The organism is Pseudomonas sp. KCJK8993, assembly GCF_046230915.1.
GTDB lineage: Bacteria > Pseudomonadota > Gammaproteobacteria > Pseudomonadales > Pseudomonadaceae > Aquipseudomonas > Aquipseudomonas piscis.
Genome location: NZ_JBJJLO010000114.1, coordinates 1 through 20478, shown reverse-complemented (window position 1 = coordinate 20478; position 20478 = coordinate 1). Strand labels below are relative to the sequence as shown.

Below are 20478 nucleotides of genomic sequence, written 5' to 3'. Positions count from 1 at the left end.
GGATCTTGTTCAAAGGGGTGGCGACCAGTGTAGGGAGCGCAAAGCCCCGCTCGTTGACTTCCATCAAGGTTGTGCTCGGGAGATGGCGCTAGGCGCTGCTGCAGAGGCGGAAGCAGTTCCCCCTGATACAGCGTTCGGGCGGGGAATCCAATGCAAGTGCCGCCCCGCTCGGGGCGACCTCTGGAACTTGCAAAGGATGCTGAATCATGGATATCCGACCCCTTGTCTATTTATCCCGCCCCCTGGCGCGCCGGCTGCGGAGGTTGTTGCTGTTGTTGGGGCTGAGTGCGGCAGCGCAATCGGCGCTGGCGATCAATGTGGTCTTCGATGCCTCGTGTTCGACCCAGGCCGATCGTACTGCGGTGAACAATGCGGTGGCGGTGGCCACTACTTGGTCCAATGATGCCTACAACCGGGTCAACGACAACGAAGCGGTCTTTCGTCGTAACGACGACCCGGTCTACCAGACATGGTTCGGCGTCTTCAGCCAGGATCGTTACCAGCGAGTGCGCGCAGTGCTCGACGGGGTGCGCTTCAAGCTCAATAGCGGCAATACCCTGACGGCCCGTTGCCGGACCAACCCCGCCGATCCCTGCGACGGCGCAGACGTTATCGCGGCTACCTATCTCAATGCCCGAGGAGACATCGACGCCTGGTTCTGCACGGCGTTCTTCGCCTTGCCGCCACGGGTGGGCTTCGATACCCAGGCCGGAAGCGTGGTGCATGAGCTGACCCACTCGATTGGCCACACCGACGATATCCCGGGTGGCTATGGACCGGCGGGCGCGCGCGATCTGGCGACCCATCGCCCGGACGAGGCGGTGGATAACGCCGATAACTACGAATATTACGAGGAGCAGATGTACGACTGACCGGGTTGGCCGGGAGCGCTTCCACGCCTCGGGGCAGGCCCGGGGCGTTTGGCGTTGGAAGGGGATACAGCGAGGGGCTGCCCTGCCCGGATGGGCAAGGCAGTTTGCAGCGTCAGACCTTGGCTGGGTTCTTCTTCTCCGGATCGATGCCGTACAGGGCGATAGCCTCGGCGACCTTCTCCCGAGGCAGGCTGCCTTCGTCGGCCAGGGCCTTGAGGGCGGCCACGGCGATGAAGTGGCGGTCGACTTCGAAGAACCGGCGCAGGGATTCACGGGTGTCCGACTGACCGAAACCGTCGGTGCCCAGGGCGACGAAACGACGCTTGGGCACGAAGGGACGGATCTGGTCGGCGAAGATCTTCATGTAGTCGGTAGCGACCACCACCGGGCCTTCCTTGTCTTGCAGGCAGCTTTCCACGTAGCTCACGCGAGGCTCCTGCTGGGGATGCAGCAGGTTCCAGCGCTCGGCTTCCTGGCCGTCGCGACGCAGCTCGGTCAGGCTGGTGACGCTCCAGACCTCGCTACTGACGCCGAAGTCGGCTTCCAGCAGTTTGGCGGCGGCGTTGACTTCCTGCAGGATCGAGCCGCAGCCCATCAGTTGCACGTGCTTGCCCTTGTTCTGCTTGGCCGGGGCCGAGAAGCGGTACATGCCCTTGAGGATGCCTTGTTCGACGCCTTCGGGCATGTCCGGATGGGCGTAGTTCTCGTTGAGCAGGGTGATGTAGTAGTAGATGTCCTCGTTCTCTACATACATGCGGCGCATGCCGTCCTGGATGATCACCGCCAGCTCGTAGGCATAGGTCGGATCATAGGAGACGCAGCACGGGATAGTGGACGACATCACGTGGCTGTGGCCGTCATCGTGCTGCAGGCCTTCGCCCATCAGCGTGGTACGCCCCGAGGTGGCGCCAAGCAGGAAGCCGCGGGCCCGGGCATCACCGGCGGCCCAGGCCAGGTCGCCGACCCGCTGGAAGCCGAACATCGAGTAGAAAATGTAGAACGGGACGGTCATCACCCCGTGGTTGCTGTAGGAGGTGCTGGCGGCGATCCACGACGAGATGGCCCCGGACTCGTTGAGGCCCTCCTGCATGATCTGGCCGTCCTTGCTCTCCTTGTAGTAGCTGAGCTGACCGGCGTCCTGCGGGGTATACAACTGACCCACGTGGGAGTGGATGCCGATCTGGCGGAACAGGCTTTCCATGCCGAAAGTGCGGGACTCGTCCGGCACGATCGGTACCACCAGCTTGCCGATGTTCGGATCCTTGAGCAGGGTGCCGAGGATGCGTACGAAGGCCATGGTGGTGGAGATCGCCCGTTCGCCGGTGCCCTTGAGCTGGGTCTCCAGGGCCGACAGCGGCGGGATCTGCAGGGACTGGGCATCGCTGAAGCGCGCCGGGATATGGCCGCCGAGCTTGCCGCGCAAAGCCTTCAAGTAGTTGGCCTCGACGCTGTCCGGCGCCGGCTTGAGGTATGGCATGTCGCCCAGTTGCTCATCGCTGAGCTCCAGGCCGAAACGATCGCGGAAGGCCTTGACCGCCTGGTCGCCCATCTTCTTGAGCTGGTGGTTGATGTTCTGGCCTTCGCCGGCCTCACCCATGCCGAAGCCCTTGACGGTCTTGGCCAGGATCACGGTCGGACCGCCGGTGTGGCGCATGGCGGCGGCGTAGGCGTTGTAGACCTTCTCCGGATCGTGGCCGCCACGGGAGAGCTTCCAGATCTGCTCGTCGGTCATGTCGCTGACCAGTTCCAGCAGTTCGGGATACTTGCCGAAGAAGTGCTCACGCACATAGGCGCCGTTCTGCGACTTGTAGTTCTGGTAGTCGCCGTCCACGCATTCCATCATGCGCCGGCGCAGCAGGCCGCTCTTGTCCTTGTCCAGCAGGGCATCCCAGCCGCTGCCCCAGATCACCTTGATCACGTTCCAGCCGGCGGCGCGATACAGGCTCTCGAACTCCTGGACCACCTTGCTGTTGCCGCGTACCGGACCGTCGAGGCGCTGCAGGTTGCAGTTGACCACGAAGATGATGTTGTCGAGTTTTTCCCGTCCGGCCAGGGAAATCGCCGCCAGGGATTCGGGCTGGTCCATCTCGCCATCGCCCAGGAAGGCCCAGACCTTGCGGCCCTGGTGTTCCTTCAGGCCACGGTTCTCCAGGTAGCGCATGAAGCGTGCCTGGTAGGCGGCGGTGATCGGACCCAGGCCCATGGACACGGTGGGGAACTGCCAGAAGTCGGGCATCAGCCGTGGGTGAGGGTAGGAGGACACGCCATCGCGGTCGGTTTCGCGGCGGAAGTTGTCCAGTTGCTCTTCGCTCAGGCGGCCCTCGAGGAAGGCGCGGCCATAGATGCCTGGCGAGGAGTGGCCCTGGATGTAGACCATGTCACCGGCGAACTGCTCGGTGCGGCCACGGAAGAAGTGGTCGAAGCCTACGTCGTACAGCACTGCCGCCGAGGCATAGGAGGCAATGTGGCCGCCGACGTTGGAGTGCTTGCCGGCGCGCAGCACCATGGCCAGGGCGTTCCAGCGGATATAGGCATTGATCCGCTTCTCTACGGCGAGGTCGCCTGGGTAGGGCTGCTGGCGGCTGACCGGGATGGTGTTGACGTAGGGCGTGGTCACGCGCCCGTAGAAGTCGCCATGTTGGGCAACGTCGAAATCCAGTAGTTGGTCGATCAGGTAATGCGCCCGAGGGCGGCCTTCGACATTCAGAACCGATTCAATGGATTCGAGCCATTCACGAGTCTCTTGTGGATCCTCGTCGAGAAACACTGATTGTTGTGCCATCGTCGTCTCCTGGGCAGTACAGCGGGGAACACCGAGTCGTTCGGTGCCATAGCGAGGGGTATCGGCGGTTGCCGATATTGTTCAGAATCCAGATGATTGCAATTGCAATTATTCTCGGGAATTTATCGTGCACCGCGTTACAATTGCAACTAAATCGATTCTTGAAAAAAGGTGATGCATGTCTTCCAGCGAGCCGGATACCTGGTTCAGATTCGTCCGGGCCCATCGCTGCCTGATCCGCGAAATCGAACGTCGCCTGGCCGCCGCCGGGCTTCCGGCCTATGCCTGGTACGACGCCTTGTGGGGGCTGGAAAGCGGTCCCGGCGGTACCCGACGAATGAACGAACTGGCCGATGTCATGGCGATCGAACGCTACAACCTGACACGTCTGGTCGACCGCCTGGAGGCCGAAGGCCTGGTCGAGCGCAGCCGGGCCAGCGAGGACGGCCGTGGTGCCTGCGCCTCGATCACCGAGGCCGGCAAGGTGTTGCGAAAAAAGATGTGGCGAATCTACGAAGATGCGGTCGCCGAGTTGTTCCTGGCGCAGTTCGATGAACAGCAACAGCGCTTTTTCAGTGATGCCCTGGAGCGTGCGGCCAGCGCCGCGCGCAGGAGTGGGCGAGAGGCCTAGGCCTTCATTGCAGCAGGTAGCGGCGCATGGCCTGTTTGACGTATTCCTGAGGCACCTTGCCATCCTGGGCCAGGGCGCGCAGGGCCAGGGTGGCGATCCAGCGTTTGTCCACGGTCTTACTGGAGATCGGACGGGTTGGCAGTGAGCCGATGGAGTCGGCACCCAGGGCGACGAAACGCGAATTCAGATGGGCACCGATCTGCTCGGCCACATGCTGGGCGTAACCTGTCACGGCGACCACCGGCGCATCTTCGAGGTTCAGGCTGTCGCGCAGATGCGATGAGCGCCGGGGCAGATCCGGGTGCATACGGTTCCAGCGCAGGGCGCTCTCGGCATCCCGGGCCAGGCGGGTATAGCTGGGGCAACTCCACATTTCGCAACCCACGCCCCAGTCTTCGTGCAGGATCTGCGCTGCAGCGATCACCGCGCGCAGGCTCAGGCCGGCTCCCAGCAGGCGGACCTTGGGCCGATCGGGCCCGGCCTTCAATTCGGCGATCTTGTACATGCCTTGCAGGGCCTGGCTGACGCTGTGCTTGTCCATAGGGCCGACGAAGTCGTTGGGTTCGTCGTGCAGGGCCATGTAGTAGAAGCCGTTGCTTCCATCCACATACAGGCTTTTCAGCGCCGCCAGCGCAATGGCCCGTGCCTCGGCACCACTGGCGGGGTCGAATGGCAGGCAGCGAGGATTGGCCGCCAGCCACAACGGGACCCATGGATGCGCACCCTTGGGCCAGATCGAGGAAATGGTCTCGATATCGTTGCACAGGATCCCGCGCTGGGAGGACTCGCTCGACAGTGCGCATAGCTGGGCCGATGTGGAGGAACTGGTCAGGTACAGCAGCGGTTTTTCGCTGGCGCGGGCCTGGGAACTGAAGTGCAGCGGCCAGGCGCTGATGCGGGTGTGCTCGGGCTTGGCACCGGGACGTGCGTTGGAACGCACCACCCAGATGTTCTTCGCCGTTCTCGGATCCCTTTCCAGACGATTGGCGATGTCGATCATGGTGTAGAGCGGTGAAGAGCATCCTTCGCTGGTCTGGACAGCCAGTGCCTGGATCTTGTCGATGCAGGCTTGCGCGGCCTCGCCGGTCTCGCGCGTGGTCCTGAAACTGGAAAAACCCATCATAACTTCGAAGCTCTCCGTGCGTTCCGTCATTCTTGCACGATACTGTACGCCTCAATATGATTGCAAATGCAATAAGATTCAAACGCAGCGACATTCGGAGCAGTCAACGGAGGACTCATGAACACGCCAAAATCCCTCACTTTCTATACCGCAGACACCCCAAACGGACAGAAAATCAGCATTTTCCTCAAGGAAGCCGGTATCGATTGTGAGCGGGTGAAATTCAATCTCTCCGAAGGGCGCCAGCACTCTCCGGAGTTCCTGCAAATCAACCCCAACGGCAAGATCCCGGCGATCATCGATCATGAGGCCGGAGTCTCGGTGTTCGAGTCGGCAGCGATCCTTGGCTATCTGTCGGAAAAATACGACTGTCTCCAGGCCAAGTCGCCGACCGAACAACTGGCGGTCCAGCAATGGCTGTTCTTCCAGGTAGGTGCCATCGGTCCAATGCTCGGCCAGCTCTGGTGGTTCCTCCATGGCAGCAAGACCGCCAACCAGGAAGCCATCATGCGCTACCGTAAGGAGTCGCTGCGTATCTATGGCGTAGTCGACAGCCAGCTGGCCAAGCAGGCCTACCTGGCTTCGAACAACTATTCCATCGCCGATGTTGCCGCGTTTCCCTGGTTGCGCACCCATGAGGAGCTGAACCTGGATATCACCCCGTTCCGTCATGTTCGGCGTTGGCTGGATGTGATCGAAGCGCGGCCGGCGGTGAAGGCCGGGTTGGCCGACTCCCGGGAAGCTTAGGCCAACCCGGGAAGGGCAACTGGTTCGAGAAACCGCTCTGGCCCTGCCGGGAAAGAGCGGTTTTCTGCATTCATATGATGGGTACGAGGTTGGAATTACTGCCGGTTCGGTCATTGAGTCACGGGCTTCGAGAAGGTCGATATCTCCTGTTGAACTCACGCTATAGTTAATTTATGTAGTAATTATTTGTCTTTACTACATAAAGGCTTTTGAGTTGAGTGTCAGGGGTGGTGAAGTCAGAACAACAAGACTCACGGACTGAACACTATAAAGAACATGGAGTTCTTATGAGCACTCAATTAGTCAGTGGCAGACAAGTAACCGATGATGAAGCTGAACTTGATTATCTGCTGAAAAATGCCTTCGAGAAGCGTTTGCCATCTCTTGATGGTTGTCAATATGCCTATTTCACCATGCATAAGGGGCGGCAAGTAAAACCGCTGATCTTCTCCAGTTATCCGAAGCGTTGGCTCGATATCTACAAGGCTTCCAATTACCATTTGATAGATCCGGTCATCAATCATGGATTGAAGTCCATTGCCCCGTTTTCCTGGCGCGAGGCACTTGAGTCCGCGGAGTCGGGGCGCGGTGGGGAATTGTTCGCTTTATCTGAGAAATACCGGATATCCACAGGTTTCACCTTCAATTTGCACGACTCCAATGGCCTGTTCGCCGCGCTGAGTATTTGTAACACGGAATTGCGGCCCGACTTCGATCACGTCATGACCCGACATACCGCCGAGATCCAGATGGCGCTGATTCAGTTTCACAACAGCCTGATGGGCAGGTTCACTCCCAATGAGCTGTTTCCCGAGAAGGATGATGCCAGTCTGTCGAATCGGGAAATGGGAGTTCTCAAGTGGGTGGTCATGGGCAAGACCTACGGGGAAATCGCCGCAATCCATGCGATTTCCGTACGTACGGTGAAATTCCACATGTCCAACATCGTGCACAAGTTGCAGGTCTGCAATGCCAAGCAGGCGGTCTACAAGGCTGTGAGCATGGGCATGTTCTGAGACGCTCGCCTTTCGTTGGCGGAGTATCGGTGCGGGCCAGAGGTATGTAGTTCGTACAGGTGATCGCCGCCCTTGGTGGCGATCATTGCCTGCAGGCGTCTGGCATTGTCTGCCGATATCGGCATCTTGAGCAGCAATACCCGCTCACCGGGGGTGGTCTGTCCGCTATCGAGGATCTCGTAGTGCCATCCGGCCCGGTGCACGATGCGTGACATGGCTTGGCTCACTACGGTGATGATCGATTCCAGGCCTGTGTGTGCCCCATGGCTGTGCATGGCCAACAGGAGCATTTCGGTCAGTGGCAGGCGCTGCAGCCCGAGGGCGCGGGAGCGGGTCTTGTCGACGAAAAAGCGACTGGATTCGGCGATCAGGCGGTGCTTGGGCGTGGGGTGGCTGAAAAAATTGCGGAATGGCCCTTCCACCATGTAGGGATGCAGCGTGTTGATCAGGCGCAGACTGGCCAGGGGGATCCCGGTGTGGACTCCAACCAGGTAGGTGGCGCGAGGGGTGTCGTATTCATCGACTTCCTGGTTGCCGCAGACATTGACCTTCCAATTGAGCCGGTCGGCGAAGACTTCCTTGCGCAACCCATACAAGTTTCCGAGCAAATCTTGGGACGCGTTTGTGTAGTCGATATTATAAAAACTTATTTTATCCATACTTATTGTTATTTCCGTCCGAGGAATAAAGACTGGCTGTCTTCATCATCAGTCGCGCCGGTGCGCGGAAAGGATGAGTTGCCTGTTTTGAGAAAGCAACTGTACCTAAGGTCAGTCTTCACGGAAAGAATTAAACGCTCGTTTTTATAAGTGTCGATCTGCACTTAGGTACAGTTGTCGGCCTGTCGCGGAGCGATAAACATGGAGAGGATTTACCCGTGGTTTGATAACTACACCTATCCCGCAGGCGATTATTTAGCTCTTACAGGAATAATAATATGAGTGTCGTAATTACGCGTCAGGAAGTTAAGCAGGATATCACTCAGCATGAAATCTCTGCCCTGAAGACCCGTTTCAATCTTGCAGATGCCCATACTCACCAGGACCAGAGCGTAACCCAGCGCCAGATCGTCGAGCGACTTCCGGAGCTGTGGTACCGCGCCCAGGGCCAGACCCAGTACCAGAGCGAACAGGAGTTCATCAAGGCGTTCTTCACCTTCCACGGCCAGGAGCACGCCCTCAAGCGCCACGACGAGATCTACCTGGTCTACGCCGCGTCGATTGCCATGCATATCACCGCGACCTACCTGCGCAAGCGCGACATGAGCGTCGGCTTGATCGAGCCTTGCTTCGACAACCTGCATGACCTGCTCAAGCACATGGAAGTACCGCTGTCGCCGCTCAACGAGTCGCTGTTCCATTCCCCGGAGCATGTCTACGCTAACCTCGAGACCGCAGCGGCCAAGGTAGACGCGATCTTCCTGGTGGATCCGAACAACCCCACCGGTTCTAGCCTGTTCGCCGAGGGGCCGGAAACCTTCATCGAGGTCGCGCGCTACTGCAAGGATCACGGCAAACTGCTGATCCTCGACTTCTGCTTCGCCGCTTTCATCAAGGCCTCCGGCGGTAGCCGCTATGACGCCTATGCGATCCTCGACGAGATCGGCACCCAATACATCATCATGGAAGACACCGGCAAGACCTGGCCGCTGCAGGACGCCAAGTGCGCCACCATCATGTCGAGCAAGGGCATCAATGCCGATATCTACAGTATCGTCACCAGCGTGCTGTTGAACGTCTCGCCGTTCATCCTCAACGTGGTGACCCAGTACATCCTCGACAGCAGCGAAGATGGTTTCGAGTCGGTGCGTTCGGTGCTGGACATCAACCGCCAGGTGGCGCGCAAGAGTCTGGAGGGAAGCTTCCTCAACTACCTGACGCCGATGGTGGATACCAGCGTGGCCTGGTTCGAAATTACCCGTGAGGGGGTAAGCGCCGATGACCTGCAGGCCTACCTGATGGACTACGACGTCTACGTGCTGCCGGGTAAATACTTCTACTGGAGCCAGCCTGAAGCCGGGCAGAAGTACATCCGCCTGGCCCTGGCGCGCAAGCCGGAAGAGTTCCGGCAGGCGGTCGAGACCATCGCCCGGGCACTGGAGAACTACAATGGCTGAGGCACTCTTGCCGGTGATCGATGCCACCGTCTTCATGGGCATGCATCACGCCGATCCGCAGTTGCGGGCCAAGTCGCTGGGGTTCTTCAGCCACTTCTATCAGCAGCAGGTGCAGATGAACTACGGCCAGATCGGCATCTGCGATGCCATTATCTGGAAGAAGAGCCGGCACCTGCAGGATGTCTACTACCCGTTCATGGATGTGCTGCACACCGACATGGACATCCGGCGCCAGGGCTACTGCAATGCCGTGCTGCAACGTGCCACCCGGGAGCCGGCATGGTCGCACCTGAGCGTCGAGAAGAAGCTGCTCGCCGCTCAGGTGGTGGAGTACGGCCAACCGCTGTACACCCACGACCCGGAGCTGCGTGACCTGGCAGCCCTGCAACCCTACCTGCAGCCATTCCCCCAGCCGGTCTCCGGACCGGCTTTCCCGGAATTCCTGCAGGGGTTGTTCGAACAGTCGAAGGAAATGCTGATCGAGCAGGAGGATTTCCATGATGTCGGCTAAGAGCATCTTCGTGCCCCTGATTTCGCCGCTGGATGAGCAGTCGCGGATCTGTGAAACCAGCGTGCGCCAGTTGCTGCATGGCTCGCGGCCCTATGTCGATGGCTACATCCCTTGCCTGACTTCAGGCGAGGGCTGGCGCCTGGGCCGGCGGGACTGGCAACGCATGCTGGAACTGACCCTGGCTCACGCCCGGGACCGTACGGTGATCGCTGGTATCGAGCGCGGCACCACCGCCGAGGTCCTGGAATATGCCCGGCTGGCCCAGAAACTGGGGGCGCACGGGGTCATGTTCACTTCGCCGTTCGCCAAGGGCACTACCCAGGAAGAGATCATCGAGCATTATCGTGCTGTCCATGACGCCACGTCGCTGGATATCTTCATCTACAACGAGTCCGCGTTGTCGGGGAACGAGAAGAGCTTCGAGACCCTGATGACCATCGCTCGCCTGCCGCGGGTGATCGGCATCAAGGACTCGCCGTCGCAGCCGCGAACCCAGCAGCAAATCCAGCAGTTGCGAGCCGAGGGCCTGGATTATTTCATCGGCTGGGAGATGTCCCTGGCGCGCGACTTGGAGTCCGATGGCAACGTGGTGTCCCTGGCCAACCTGGAGCCGGCGTTGTGCCGTCTGGCCATCGGCGCGCGCCAGCAGGTGGTGGCGCAGTGGGTGGAGACACTCAATGGCTACTTCGATCTGGGCGCCGACGACTGGTACGCACAGGTGAAAAAGGAACTCAAGGCCCGGGGTGTCATCACCACTGACCGGGTGCTGGCAGAAGAGGGAGGAGCGTGATGAACGATCTTCAGAAGGAACTGTTTCTGGCCAATCGTTCCTGCATCAAGCATCTCAAGCCGCTTGACCGCCGGATCGCCGAATTCGAGCACGATTGGATTTTCTCCACCATCGACAAGACCCTCACCGCCGAGGTGCCACGCGACCTGGCCAGCCTGCGCCAGCAATTGGCCGACCTGGTGGAGCAGGATCGCAGCGAAGTACCGCCCAGCGCGGTGTATGTTGCCGAACAGATGACCCTCGATGAGTTCCGGATCCTGGTCCAGGAATTCGCCCTCGATGGCCTGACCGAGGCCCAGGTGTTCTACCACCTGATGCCGCGGTTGAGCCTGGAGGCGCAGATGCCGATGCTGCGGATGATGATCGATGAGTTCGGCTCGGGAAATATCAAGCGCTCCCATACCACCTTGTACATGGATTTGCTCAAGGAACTGGAGATGCCCACCGACCTGCCGTTCTACATCGAGGCCAACTCCTCGGCAGGTTATTCGTTCCCCAACATGTTCTGCTGGCTGACCATGCGTGCCGACGATCCCTCGTATTTCGCCGGGGTGATCACCTACTTCGAGACCGTGGTGCCGTTTTTCTTCGAGTGCTACACCGCGATTTGCGATCGCCTGAAGATCAAGGCCCACACCTACTACTCGGAGCACGTGCACATCGACGTGTACCACGCCATCGAAGGCCAGCGCCTGCTCAAGGCCATGGACGTGGCGGGGGACCTGGATCCGGTCAAGGCCTGGCAGGGCATCTGCATGGGCCGCGACATCACCAACGCAGCGTTCGACGCCGCAGTGGAAAAGGCCCGGCGCCTCAAGCATTTCAATCGGGAGAAGGTCGTTGAGCGAGCTATCTGAGTTCCATCGCCCCGGCACCTTCACCGTCGAGATCGACAACCAGCAGTACGAGGTGCCCCATACCTGCCCACACCGTCAGGGTTGGCTGGTCCACGGCAACATCAACGAACAGCGCAAGAGCATTACCTGTCCCTTGCACTTCTCGGTGTTCAGCCTGGAAACCGGTGAACAGCTCAGCGGTCCACCCTGCGGACGCTTGGAGGTCAAGCGCGTGGCGTCCTGACGAAAGGCCGTTTCGCATCCGCTGATCCTGCCGCACGACTTTCGGGTCGTGCGGCAGTCGCGTTTGTGGAACCGGGAAAGACCGGGATTTTTCTACAGACGAAAAAAAAGACCTTGGAATCCAAGGTCTTTTTTGATTTTGGTGCCCCGAGGGAGACTCGAACTCCCACTCCTTTCGAAAACGGATTTTGAATCCGCCGCGTCTACCAATTCCGCCATCAGGGCTCAATGGCGGCGAAGTATAGAGAGGCGGAAACCTTTGGTCAATCGGCTTTCATGGTCAATTTTTGCTGATTCCGCTAAACTTTCCGGCCCTGCTAGACGAACCCCATCATGCGCGTTGCTGACTTTACTTTCGAGCTTCCCGATTCGCTGATCGCCCGCCACCCGTTGGCCGAGCGTCGCGGTAGTCGCCTGCTGACCCTGGATGGGCCAACCGGCGCCCTGGCCCACCGTCAATTCACCGATTTGCTCGAGCATCTGCGCCCGGGCGATCTGATGGTGTTCAACAATACCCGGGTGATCCCGGCGCGCCTGTTTGGCCAGAAGGCTTCCGGCGGCAAGCTGGAGATTCTTGTCGAGCGAGTGCTGGACAGTCACCGCGTGCTGGCCCATGTGCGTTCCAGCAAGTCGCCCAAGCCGGGTTCGACCATTCTGGTCGACGGTGGTGGCGAGGCACGTATGCTGGCCCGCCACGACACCTTGTTCGAGCTGGAATTCACCGAGGAGGTGCTGCCGCTGCTGGATCGGGTTGGGCACATGCCGTTGCCTCCTTATATAGACCGTCCGGATGAAAGCGCGGACCGCGAGCGTTACCAGACTGTCTATGCCCAGCGCTTGGGCGCAGTAGCGGCGCCGACCGCGGGGCTGCACTTCGACCAGCCGCTGTTGCAAGCCATCGCCGCCAAGGGCGTGGAGACCGCCTTCGTGACCCTGCATGTGGGGGCTGGGACCTTCCAGCCGGTGCGGGTGGAGCGCATCGAAGATCACCATATGCATCACGAGTGGCTGGAAGTCGGCCAGGACGTGGTGGATGCCGTGGCCGCGTGCCGGGCCCGTGGCGGTCGGGTGGTCGCGGTAGGCACCACCAGCGTACGCTCCCTGGAAAGCGCTGCCCGTGATGGCGTGCTCAAGCCGTTCAGCGGTGACACCGACATCTTCATCTACCCGGGCCGGCCGTTCCATGTGGTCGATGCCCTGGTGACCAATTTCCACCTGCCGGAATCCACGCTGTTGATGCTGGTTTCGGCCTTCGCCGGTTATCCCGAGACCATGGCTGCCTATCGTGCGGCGGTCGAGCATGGATACCGCTTCTTCAGCTACGGTGATGCGATGTTCATCACCCGTAATCCTGCGCCAACCGCTCCCAAGGACCTGGCCCCCGAGGAAACTGTATGAGTCGCACCTGTCGTATGTCCTTCGAGCTCCTGGCCACTGATGGCAAGGCGCGTCGCGGTCGCCTGACCTTCCCCCGCGGTACGGTGGAAACTCCGGCCTTCATGCCGGTGGGTACCTATGGCACGGTCAAGGGCATGCTGCCGCGGGATATCGAGGCCATCGGCGCCGAGATCATCCTGGGCAATACCTTCCACCTGTGGCTGCGTCCGGGCACCGAAGTGATCAAGGCCCATGGCGACCTGCATGACTTCATGCAGTGGAAAGGGCCGATCCTTACCGACTCCGGTGGCTTCCAGGTGTTCAGCCTGGGCGCCATGCGCAAGATCAAGGAAGAGGGCGTGACCTTCGCCTCGCCGGTGGACGGCGCCAAGGTGTTCATGGGGCCGGAAGAGTCGATGCAGGTACAGCGCGACCTGGGTTCGGACATCGTGATGATCTTCGACGAATGCACGCCGTACCCGGCCGACGAGGACGTGGCGCGGATCTCCATGGAGCTGTCCCTGCGCTGGGCCCAGCGCTCGAAGAACGCCCACGGCGACAACACCGCGGCGCTGTTCGGTATTGTCCAGGGCGGCATGCACCAGGACTTGCGCATGCGTTCCCTGGAAGGCCTGGACAAGATCGGCTTCGACGGCCTGGCCATCGGCGGCCTGTCGGTGGGCGAGCCCAAGCATGAAATGATCAAGGTCCTGGACTACCTGCCAGGCCAGATGCCAGCCGACAAACCTCGTTACCTTATGGGAGTTGGCAAGCCGGAGGATCTGGTTGAGGGTGTGCGCCGCGGTGTGGACATGTTCGATTGCGTGATGCCAACCCGCAATGCCCGCAATGGGCATCTGTTCATCGACACCGGCGTGCTGAAGATCCGTAACGCGTTCCATCGCCATGATGATTCGCCGCTGGATCCAACCTGTGATTGCTATACCTGCCAGAACTTCTCCCGTGCCTATCTGCACCACTTGGACAAGTGCGGGGAAATGCTCGGAAGTATGCTCAATACCATCCATAATTTGCGCCATTACCAGCGCCTTATGGCTGGTTTGCGCGAGGCTATTCAACAAGGTACATTGGCCGCCTTTGTCGATTCCTTCTATGCCAAGCGCGGATTGCCCGTGCCGCCTTTGGATTGATTTCCAGAAGCGTCAGATACTAATTTTGCAACTATCGGAGTGCTAAATGAGCTTTTTGATCCCTGCCGCGTATGCGGATGCCGCCGCACCTGCTGCTGCCGGTCCTGCTGGCACTGGTTTCGAGTGGATTTTTCTGGTGGGTTTCCTGGTCATCTTCTACCTGATGATCTGGCGTCCACAGGCCAAGCGCGCCAAAGAGCAGAAGAACCTGCTGAGCAGCTTGCAGAAAGGCGATGAAGTTGTGACCACTGGTGGTATCGCCGGCAAGATCAACAAAGTGACCGACGACTTCGTGGTTCTGGAAGTGTCGGACTCGGTTGAGCTGAAGTTCCAGAAGGGCGCGATCGCGGCCACGCTGCCAAAAGGCACGCTGAAAGCGATCTAAGTTTCATCTTTTACCAATCGACGGGGCGCGCAAGGCGCCCCGCGTCATAACGGGCGGCGTGATGCTGAACAAATATCCTCTATGGAAGTACCTACTGATCCTGGCGGTGCTGGCGATCGGTTTTATTTATTCCGCTCCCAATCTATATCCTGATGATCCGGCCATTCAGGTCAGCGGCGCGAGCACTGCGCTGCAGGTCACTCAGGCGGATCTGGATCGTGCGAGCAAGGCGCTCACCGACGCCGGCATCAACGTCAAGGCCTCTTCCGTTGCCGCCAACGGCAAGGGCGGCCTGCTGCGCTTGATCAACAAGGAAGACCAACTCCCGGCCAAGGATGTAGTGCGCAAGGCGCTGGGCGATGATTTCGTGGTGGCGTTGAACCTGGCGCAAACCACTCCGCAGTGGCTGCGCAACCTGGGCGCGCACCCGATGAAACTGGGCCTGGACCTTTCCGGTGGTGTGCACTTCCTGTTGGAAGTGGACATGGAGAAAGCCCTCGACGCGCGCTTGAAAGTCTATGAAGGCGACGTCAAGAGCCTGCTGCGCAAAGAGCGACTGCGCTATCGCAGCCTGCCCCAGCTCAATGGCGCCATCCAGCTGGGCTTCAGCGACGAAGACAGCCGTGAACAGGCTCGTGCGCTGATCCGCAAGAATTTCAATGATTTCGACATCGTGCCAGCCGACCTCAACGGTCAGGCGGTGCTGCGTCTGGCGATGACCCCGGCCAAGCTGGCGGAAATCCGCGAATACTCCATCAAGCAGAACTTGACCACCGTGCGTAACCGGGTCAACGAACTGGGTGTGGCCGAGCCTCTGGTCCAGCGCCAGGGCGCCAACCGGATCGTGGTCGAGCTGCCGGGCGTGCAGGACACCGCCGAAGCCAAGCGGATCCTGGGCAAGACGGCCAACCTCGAGTTCCGCCTGGCCGCCGAGCCGGGTGCCACCAAGGCCACTTCCGAGTCCTTCGAATTCCGTGAGGGCAACCGTCCTCCTGCGCTGATCGAGCGCGGCCTGATCATCACCGGTGATCAGGTGACCGATGCCCAGGCCAGTTACGACGAACACGGTCGTCCTCAAGTGAACATCAAGCTCGATGGCCATGGCGGCGAGTTGATGAACCGTTCGACCCGCAACAACGTCGGTCGCGGCATGGCGGTGATCTTCATCGAGCAGAAGCCGATCACCACCTACGCCAAGCAAGTGGTGGATGGCGTCGAGAAAGACGTGCCAGTGCAGTCTTTCAAGGAAGAGAAGAAGATCATCAGCCTGGCGACCATCCAGTCGCCACTGGGCAGCCAGTTCCGCATCACCGGCCTGAACGGCCAGGGCGAGTCCTCGGAGCTGGCATTGCTGCTGCGTGCCGGTGGTCTGGCGGCGCCGATGTATTTCGCCGAAGAGCGCACAATCGGTCCTAGTCTGGGTGCCGACAACATCACCAAGGGTATCGATGCCTCGCTGTGGGGCATGTTGTTCGTGTCGCTGTTCATCATCGCCATCTATCGCTTCTTCGGCTTGATCGCCACTGTAGCGCTGGCGTTGAACATGGTGCTGCTGCTGGCCCTGATGTCCCTGCTGGGGGCAACGCTGACCCTGCCGGGTATCGCCGGTATCGTGTTGACCATGGGTATGGCGGTGGACGCCAACGTGCTGATCTTCTCGCGGATCCGTGAGGAAATCGCCGCGGGCATGACCGTACAGCGGGCGATCAACGAAGGCTTCGGCCGGGCATTCACGGCGATCCTGGACTCCAACCTGACCACATTGCTGGTGGGCGGCATTCTTTTCGCCATGGGTACCGGTCCGGTCAAGGGTTTTGCGGTGACCATGTCCCTCGGGATCTTTACCTCGATGTTCACGGCCATCTGGCTGACCCGCGCGATGGTCAACCTGATCTTCGGCGGTCGTGACTTCAAGAAGTTGTGGATTTAAGGGGCTGCCATGTTACGTACTATCAACTTCATGGGCGTGCGCAACGTTGCGTTCGGCCTGACTCTGCTCCTGACCGTTCTGGCGTTGTTCAGCTGGTTCCACAAGGGTTTGAACTACGGCCTGGACTTCACTGGCGGTACGCTCATCGAGCTGACCTACGAGCGTCCGGCGGATGTGATGAAGGTGCGTTCGCAGTTGAACGAAGCCGGTTATCACGAAGCGATCGTGCAGAGCTTCGGTGCGACCACTGACCTGCTGGTGCGGATGCCGGGTGAAGACCCGCAACTGGGCCACCAGGTGGCCGCTGCGTTGCAGAAGGTTGGCGGTGACAACCCGGCGCAGGTCAAGCGAGTCGAGTTCGTCGGTCCCCAGGTGGGTGAAGAGCTGCGTGACCAGGGCGGCCTCGGCATGCTCATGGCCTTGGGCGGCATCCTCATCTACCTGGCTTTCCGCTTCCAGTGGAAGTTCGCGGTGGGCGCCATCGTCTCGCTGATCCACGACGTGGTGGTGACCGTGGGTATCCTGTCGTTCTTCCAGATCACCTTCGACCTGACGGTGCTGGCGGCGGTGCTGGCGATCATCGGCTACTCGCTCAACGACACCATCGTGGTATTCGACCGGGTGCGCGAGAACTTCCGTGTGCTGCGCAAGGCCAGCTTGATCGAGAACATCAACATCTCGACCACCCAGACCCTGTTGCGGACCATGGCGACCTCGATCTCCACTTTGCTGGCGATCATTGCCCTGTTGTTCTTTGGCGGCGATAACCTGCACGGCTTCTCCATTGCCCTGTTCGTCGGCGTGTTGGCGGGTACCTACTCGTCGATCTATATCGCCAACGTGGTGCTGATCTGGTTGAAGCTGAGCAGCGAGGACCTGATTCCCGCAGCCAATACCGACAAGGAAGTGGACGACCGGCCGTGAGGACCTGACCTCTCCCGGTTGTCAGCTAAAAAGGCGCGAATGTTGAACTCGCGCCTTTTTTTTTGCTCCAAGGCTGGGAGAAGCGCGGGTTATGACCCGTATGTATGGTCAGGAGGTTCACGTGAACAAGTCGTTGCTGGTTGGTGCGGTATTGGGTGCTGTCGGTGTCACCGCCGGGGGTGCTGTGGCCACCTACAGCCTGGTTAAAAGCGGCCCTGAGTATGCGCAAGTACTGGCGGTGCAGCCGGTCAAACAACAGATCAAGACTCCTCGTGAAGTCTGCAAGGACGTTGCCGTGACTCGGCAGCGCCCGGTCAAGGACGAGCATCAGATTCTGGGTACGGTGGCCGGTGCGGTGGGTGGCGGGCTGCTGGGCAGCATGATCGGCAGTGGTAATGGCCGCAAGCTCGCTACCGTGGCCGGTGCGGTGGGTGGCGGTTATGCGGGTAACAAGGTGCAGGAGGGCATGCAGGAGCGTGACACCTACACCACGACGCAGACTCGCTGCAATACGGTCAATGACATCAGCGAAAAGGTCGTGGGTTATGACGTGAAGTACGACCTGGGTGGCAAGCAGGGCCAGGTGCGGATGGATCGTGATCCGGGCAACCAGATCCCGGTGGACAAGGAAGGTCGGCTGATCCTTGGTCAGAACCAGCCTGGTCAATAAGGTTTTGCACGTGAGCCGGTGGCTGCCGGCAACGTGAATCGCAGACATGAAAAAAGCACCCCGCGAGGTGCTTTTTTCATGTCGGTTGCTTAGCGTTTCAGCGAGGCTGGCAGGTGTGGCTGGATGGCGGTCAAGACAGCTTTGAAGCACTTGGTGTTGCCGGCTACCACGTGGCCTTTTTCCAGGAAATCGTGGCCGCCGGTGAAGTCGCTTACCAAGCCGCCGGCTTCCTGGATCAGCAGGGCGCCTGCCGCCATGTCCCATTCGGACAAGCCCGACTCCCAGAAGGCGTCGAAGCGACCGGCGGCAACATAGGCCAGGTCCAGGCTGGCGGAGCCGGCGCGGCGAATGCCGGCGGTTTGGCCGACCAGGGCGCGGAACATGCCCAGGTAGTTGTCCAGGTTGTCCATCTGGTCGTCGCGGAATGGGAAGCCGGTGCCAAGCAGGGCGCCGTCGAGGCTGGTGCGGCCGCTGACCCGCAGGCGCCGACCGTTGAGCTGGGCGCCACGACCGCGGCTGGCGGTGAATTCTTCCTGGCGAACCGGATCCAGGACCACGGCATGTTCCAGGCGACCACGGTATTTGCAGGCGATGCTTACGGCGAAGTGGGGGATGCCACGCAGGAAGTTGGTGGTGCCATCCAGTGGATCGATGATCCACAGGTATTCTTCGCCTTCGATCCCGTTGCCGGCATGCAGGCCGGTTTCTTCGCCCATGATCGAGTGATTCGGGTAGGCCTTGCGCAGCGCGTCGATGATCTTCTGCTCAGCGGCGCGATCGACTTCGGACACGTAGTCCTTGGCGTCTTTTTCATCGACCTTGATGGTATCCAGGCGCTCGATGGAGCGGAAAATCAGTTCACTGGCGCTGCGGGCGGCGCGCAGCGCGATATTCAGCATTGGCTGCATGGATAGGTCACCTAAGGTTGTTAAAGAAAGCCGGGCATTCTAGCAGAAAACTTTTGCAGATGAAGTTCGGCGTTCGCTTTGATTGCATCTGCCCGTCGTATGGCGTTTGTGGGTGGTGCTGGGTTGCGGGTGAGTTGCCGGGAGTGACGGGTGGTTATTTTTAAGGCAACAGCGCGGCCCGTTCTGTAAGATTTGCTCCCCTTTCCCGTGTCCGAGGGTGCTTCCCTTGCTGCAGAACATTCGTGTCGTCCTGGTCAACACCAGTCATCCCGGCAATATCGGTGGGGCTGCGCGCGCCATGAAGAACATGGGGCTGTCGCGCCTGATGCTGGTAGAGCCCCGGGTATTTCCTTCCTCTGAGGCGGATGCGCGGGCATCCGGCGCCACCGATATCCTGGAGGATGCCCAGGTGGTCGCCACGCTTGAGGAGGCCCTGGCCGGTTGCACCCTGGTGTTCGGTACCAGTGCCCGTGAGCGGAGCATTCCCTGGCCGTTGCTCGATCCTCGCCAGTCGGGGGTAAAAGTCGTGGAGCAGGCGCAGCAGGGGGCGCAGATAGCCCTGGTGTTCGGGCGTGAAGATTCCGGCCTGACCAACGACGAACTGCAACGATGTCATTTTCACGTGCATATCCCGTCGGATCCGGCGTTCAGTTCTCTGAACCTGGCAACGGCGGTGCAAGTGCTGGCCTATGAGGTGCGCATGTCCTGGCTGGCGGCGCAAGGTCGGTCGGGTGCTGTGCGCAAGGATGAAGCGGTTTCGTCCAGCGATGAGCTGGCGACCATGGATGAGCTGGAGCGATTCTATGAGCATCTGCAGCAGGCGTTGGTGGAGATCGACTTCCTCGATCCGCAAAAGCCCCGGCACTTGATGGCGCGCTTGCGTCGGCTGTACGGTCGTAGCTCGGTCACCCGAGCGGAAATGAACATATTGCGCGGCATTCTCACGGAAACCCAGAAAGCGGCCCGTGGGGAGCTGCAGAAGCGGAAGGATCAGTGATGTTCGAGCGTCTGCGTGAAGATATCCAGAGCGTATTCCATCGTGACCCGGCGGCGCGCAATGCCTTCGAGGTGCTGACCTGCTATCCGGGCATGCACGCGATCTGGATCCATCGTGTGTCCAGTGCTCTGTGGGGCATGGGTTGGAAATGGCTGGCGCGCCTGGTGTCGAACTTCGGGCGTTGGCTGACCGGGATCGAGATTCATCCAGGGGCCAAGGTGGGGCGCCGTTTCTTCATCGACCATGGCATGGGCATCGTCATCGGTGAAACGGCCGAGATTGGCGATGATGTGACGCTCTACCAGGGGGTGACCCTCGGTGGCACCAGCTGGAACAAGGGCAAGCGCCATCCGACCCTGGGCGATGGCGTAGTGGTTGGAGCGGGCGCCAAGGTGCTTGGCCCGTTCACTGTCGGCGCGGGCGCCAAAGTCGGCTCCAATGCGGTGGTGACCAAGGAAGTGCCGGCCGG

General features: G+C 60.2%; 21 protein-coding genes and 1 tRNA gene. 17 read left to right on the top strand and 5 right to left on the bottom strand.

What is annotated here, in order from left to right; genetic code table 11:
* The first annotated feature begins 206 nt into the window (after positions 1 to 206).
* Entirely contained in the window at positions 207 to 872 is a 666-nt protein-coding gene (locus ACK6AU_RS26305; RefSeq protein ID WP_409302369.1) for a M35 family metallo-endopeptidase, read from the top strand.
* A gap of 112 nt (positions 873 to 984) precedes the next feature.
* Here the strand turns inward: ACK6AU_RS26305 and aceE are convergent, their stop codons facing one another.
* Positions 985 to 3654, bottom strand: coding sequence for a pyruvate dehydrogenase (acetyl-transferring), homodimeric type (gene aceE, locus ACK6AU_RS26300; RefSeq protein ID WP_185698588.1), 2670 nt, complete (start codon positions 3652 to 3654; stop codon positions 985 to 987).
* A gap of 178 nt (positions 3655 to 3832) precedes the next feature.
* Between aceE and ACK6AU_RS26295 the strand changes: the two genes are divergently transcribed.
* A complete protein-coding gene (locus ACK6AU_RS26295) occupies positions 3833 to 4285 on the top strand; it encodes a MarR family winged helix-turn-helix transcriptional regulator (protein WP_152898433.1) in 453 nt (150 codons plus the stop codon).
* Between the two features lie 4 nt (positions 4286 to 4289).
* Here the strand turns inward: ACK6AU_RS26295 and ACK6AU_RS26290 are convergent, their stop codons facing one another.
* Entirely contained in the window at positions 4290 to 5408 is a 1119-nt protein-coding gene (locus ACK6AU_RS26290; RefSeq protein WP_185698587.1) for a transketolase-like TK C-terminal-containing protein, read from the bottom strand.
* 117 nt (positions 5409 to 5525) lie between these two features.
* On the opposite strand from ACK6AU_RS26290, the gene ACK6AU_RS26285 reads away from it, so the two are divergent.
* Positions 5526 to 6155: a glutathione S-transferase family protein gene (locus ACK6AU_RS26285; RefSeq protein ID WP_409302365.1), complete on the top strand. Its 630-nt coding sequence runs from the start codon at positions 5526 to 5528 to the stop codon at positions 6153 to 6155.
* 287 nt (positions 6156 to 6442) lie between these two features.
* Positions 6443 to 7171, top strand: coding sequence for an autoinducer binding domain-containing protein (locus ACK6AU_RS26280; RefSeq protein ID WP_409302363.1), 729 nt, complete (start codon positions 6443 to 6445; stop codon positions 7169 to 7171).
* Here the strand turns inward: ACK6AU_RS26280 and ACK6AU_RS26275 are convergent.
* The gene (locus ACK6AU_RS26275) at positions 7141 to 7830 is read right to left on the bottom strand and encodes an acyl-homoserine-lactone synthase (protein ID WP_409302361.1); all 690 of its coding nucleotides are present in this window, start codon (positions 7828 to 7830) and stop codon (positions 7141 to 7143) included. The two genes, ACK6AU_RS26280 and ACK6AU_RS26275, sit on opposite strands and share 31 nt — an antisense overlap.
* A 278-nt stretch (positions 7831 to 8108) precedes the next feature.
* On the opposite strand from ACK6AU_RS26275, the gene ACK6AU_RS26270 reads away from it, so the two are divergent.
* Genes ACK6AU_RS26270 through ACK6AU_RS26250 form a run of 5 tightly spaced genes read left to right on the top strand, consistent with a single transcriptional unit; the run spans position 8109 to position 11668 of the window.
* A complete protein-coding gene (locus tag ACK6AU_RS26270; RefSeq protein ID WP_185698583.1) occupies positions 8109 to 9287 on the top strand; it encodes a pyridoxal phosphate-dependent aminotransferase in 1179 nt (392 codons plus the stop codon).
* The gene (locus tag ACK6AU_RS26265) at positions 9280 to 9798 is read left to right on the top strand and encodes a DUF6190 family protein (protein WP_185698582.1); all 519 of its coding nucleotides are present in this window, start codon (positions 9280 to 9282) and stop codon (positions 9796 to 9798) included. The genes ACK6AU_RS26270 and ACK6AU_RS26265 overlap by 8 nt, the downstream gene beginning before the upstream one ends.
* The gene (locus tag ACK6AU_RS26260) at positions 9788 to 10588 is read left to right on the top strand and encodes a dihydrodipicolinate synthase family protein (RefSeq protein WP_185698639.1); all 801 of its coding nucleotides are present in this window, start codon (positions 9788 to 9790) and stop codon (positions 10586 to 10588) included. The genes ACK6AU_RS26265 and ACK6AU_RS26260 overlap by 11 nt, the downstream gene beginning before the upstream one ends.
* Positions 10588 to 11445 (top strand): iron-containing redox enzyme family protein, encoded by an 858-nt coding sequence (locus ACK6AU_RS26255; protein WP_185698581.1) that lies wholly within the window; start codon positions 10588 to 10590, stop codon positions 11443 to 11445. Before ACK6AU_RS26260 ends, ACK6AU_RS26255 begins: the two co-directional genes overlap by 1 nt.
* Positions 11429 to 11668, top strand: a complete 240-nt coding sequence (locus tag ACK6AU_RS26250) for a Rieske (2Fe-2S) protein (RefSeq protein ID WP_409302358.1) — start codon at positions 11429 to 11431, stop codon at positions 11666 to 11668. Before ACK6AU_RS26255 ends, ACK6AU_RS26250 begins: the two co-directional genes overlap by 17 nt.
* A gap of 139 nt (positions 11669 to 11807) precedes the next feature.
* Here ACK6AU_RS26250 and ACK6AU_RS26245 read toward each other — a convergent pair.
* A tRNA-Leu gene (locus tag ACK6AU_RS26245) sits at positions 11808 to 11892 on the bottom strand.
* 108 nt (positions 11893 to 12000) lie between these two features.
* Between ACK6AU_RS26245 and queA the strand changes: the two genes are divergently transcribed.
* The 6 genes from queA (at position 12001) to ACK6AU_RS26215 (ending at position 18104) form a co-directional block, all read left to right on the top strand.
* Positions 12001 to 13065 (top strand): tRNA preQ1(34) S-adenosylmethionine ribosyltransferase-isomerase QueA, encoded by a 1065-nt coding sequence (queA, locus tag ACK6AU_RS26240; RefSeq protein WP_185698579.1) that lies wholly within the window; start codon positions 12001 to 12003, stop codon positions 13063 to 13065.
* A 14-nt stretch (positions 13066 to 13079) separates the two neighbouring features.
* Positions 13080 to 14195, top strand: a complete 1116-nt coding sequence (gene tgt / locus ACK6AU_RS26235; protein ID WP_022640715.1) for a tRNA guanosine(34) transglycosylase Tgt — start codon at positions 13080 to 13082, stop codon at positions 14193 to 14195.
* Between the two features lie 46 nt (positions 14196 to 14241).
* Positions 14242 to 14580 carry a preprotein translocase subunit YajC gene (gene yajC / locus ACK6AU_RS26230; protein WP_102880809.1) on the top strand — a complete coding sequence of 113 codons (339 nt, stop codon included), beginning with the start codon at positions 14242 to 14244 and terminating at the stop codon, positions 14578 to 14580.
* Between the two features lie 61 nt (positions 14581 to 14641).
* On the top strand, positions 14642 to 16510 hold the full coding sequence (gene secD / locus ACK6AU_RS26225) for a protein translocase subunit SecD (protein WP_185698578.1): 1869 nt from the start codon (positions 14642 to 14644) through the stop codon (positions 16508 to 16510).
* Positions 16511 to 16519: 9 nt separating this feature from the next.
* Complete coding sequence (gene secF, locus ACK6AU_RS26220; RefSeq protein WP_185698577.1) at positions 16520 to 17434, top strand: protein translocase subunit SecF; 915 nt, start codon at positions 16520 to 16522, stop codon at positions 17432 to 17434.
* A gap of 121 nt (positions 17435 to 17555) precedes the next feature.
* On the top strand, positions 17556 to 18104 hold the full coding sequence (locus ACK6AU_RS26215) for a glycine zipper 2TM domain-containing protein (RefSeq protein ID WP_409302355.1): 549 nt from the start codon (positions 17556 to 17558) through the stop codon (positions 18102 to 18104).
* Between the two features lie 89 nt (positions 18105 to 18193).
* Here the strand turns inward: ACK6AU_RS26215 and suhB are convergent, their stop codons facing one another.
* Positions 18194 to 19012: an inositol-phosphate phosphatase gene (suhB, locus tag ACK6AU_RS26210; protein WP_031320442.1), complete on the bottom strand. Its 819-nt coding sequence runs from the start codon at positions 19010 to 19012 to the stop codon at positions 18194 to 18196.
* 226 nt (positions 19013 to 19238) lie between these two features.
* Between suhB and trmJ the strand changes: the two genes are divergently transcribed.
* Positions 19239 to 20009: a tRNA (cytosine(32)/uridine(32)-2'-O)-methyltransferase TrmJ gene (gene trmJ / locus ACK6AU_RS26205; protein WP_185698575.1), complete on the top strand. Its 771-nt coding sequence runs from the start codon at positions 19239 to 19241 to the stop codon at positions 20007 to 20009.
* A partial coding sequence (cysE, locus tag ACK6AU_RS26200; protein WP_409302352.1) for a serine O-acetyltransferase occupies positions 20009 to 20478 on the top strand: 470 nt, incomplete at its 3' end. The genes trmJ and cysE, both read left to right, overlap by 1 nt.

Bases quoted from the DNA above. Each gene is read 5' to 3' on its own strand.
- yajC (WP_102880809.1), top strand. From the start codon at position 14,242: ATGAGCTTTTTGATCCCTGCCGCGTATGCGGATGCCGCCGCACCTGCT.
- ACK6AU_RS26260 (WP_185698639.1), top strand. From the start codon at position 9,788: ATGTCGGCTAAGAGCATCTTCGTGCCCCTGATTTCGCCGCTGGATGAG.
- ACK6AU_RS26295 (WP_152898433.1), top strand. From the start codon at position 3,833: ATGTCTTCCAGCGAGCCGGATACCTGGTTCAGATTCGTCCGGGCCCAT.
- ACK6AU_RS26290 (WP_185698587.1), bottom strand. From the start codon at position 5,408: ATGATGGGTTTTTCCAGTTTCAGGACCACGCGCGAGACCGGCGAGGCC.
- ACK6AU_RS26265 (WP_185698582.1), top strand. From the start codon at position 9,280: ATGGCTGAGGCACTCTTGCCGGTGATCGATGCCACCGTCTTCATGGGC.
- ACK6AU_RS26285 (WP_409302365.1), top strand. From the start codon at position 5,526: ATGAACACGCCAAAATCCCTCACTTTCTATACCGCAGACACCCCAAAC.
- ACK6AU_RS26255 (WP_185698581.1), top strand. From the start codon at position 10,588: ATGAACGATCTTCAGAAGGAACTGTTTCTGGCCAATCGTTCCTGCATC.
- ACK6AU_RS26275 (WP_409302361.1), bottom strand. From the start codon at position 7,830: ATGGATAAAATAAGTTTTTATAATATCGACTACACAAACGCGTCCCAA.
- ACK6AU_RS26270 (WP_185698583.1), top strand. From the start codon at position 8,109: ATGAGTGTCGTAATTACGCGTCAGGAAGTTAAGCAGGATATCACTCAG.
- queA (WP_185698579.1), top strand. From the start codon at position 12,001: ATGCGCGTTGCTGACTTTACTTTCGAGCTTCCCGATTCGCTGATCGCC.
- suhB (WP_031320442.1), bottom strand. From the start codon at position 19,012: ATGCAGCCAATGCTGAATATCGCGCTGCGCGCCGCCCGCAGCGCCAGT.
- ACK6AU_RS26305 (WP_409302369.1), top strand. From the start codon at position 207: ATGGATATCCGACCCCTTGTCTATTTATCCCGCCCCCTGGCGCGCCGG.
- aceE (WP_185698588.1), bottom strand. From the start codon at position 3,654: ATGGCACAACAATCAGTGTTTCTCGACGAGGATCCACAAGAGACTCGT.
- tgt (WP_022640715.1), top strand. From the start codon at position 13,080: ATGTCCTTCGAGCTCCTGGCCACTGATGGCAAGGCGCGTCGCGGTCGC.
- ACK6AU_RS26280 (WP_409302363.1), top strand. From the start codon at position 6,443: ATGAGCACTCAATTAGTCAGTGGCAGACAAGTAACCGATGATGAAGCT.
- secF (WP_185698577.1), top strand. From the start codon at position 16,520: ATGTTACGTACTATCAACTTCATGGGCGTGCGCAACGTTGCGTTCGGC.
- secD (WP_185698578.1), top strand. From the start codon at position 14,642: ATGCTGAACAAATATCCTCTATGGAAGTACCTACTGATCCTGGCGGTG.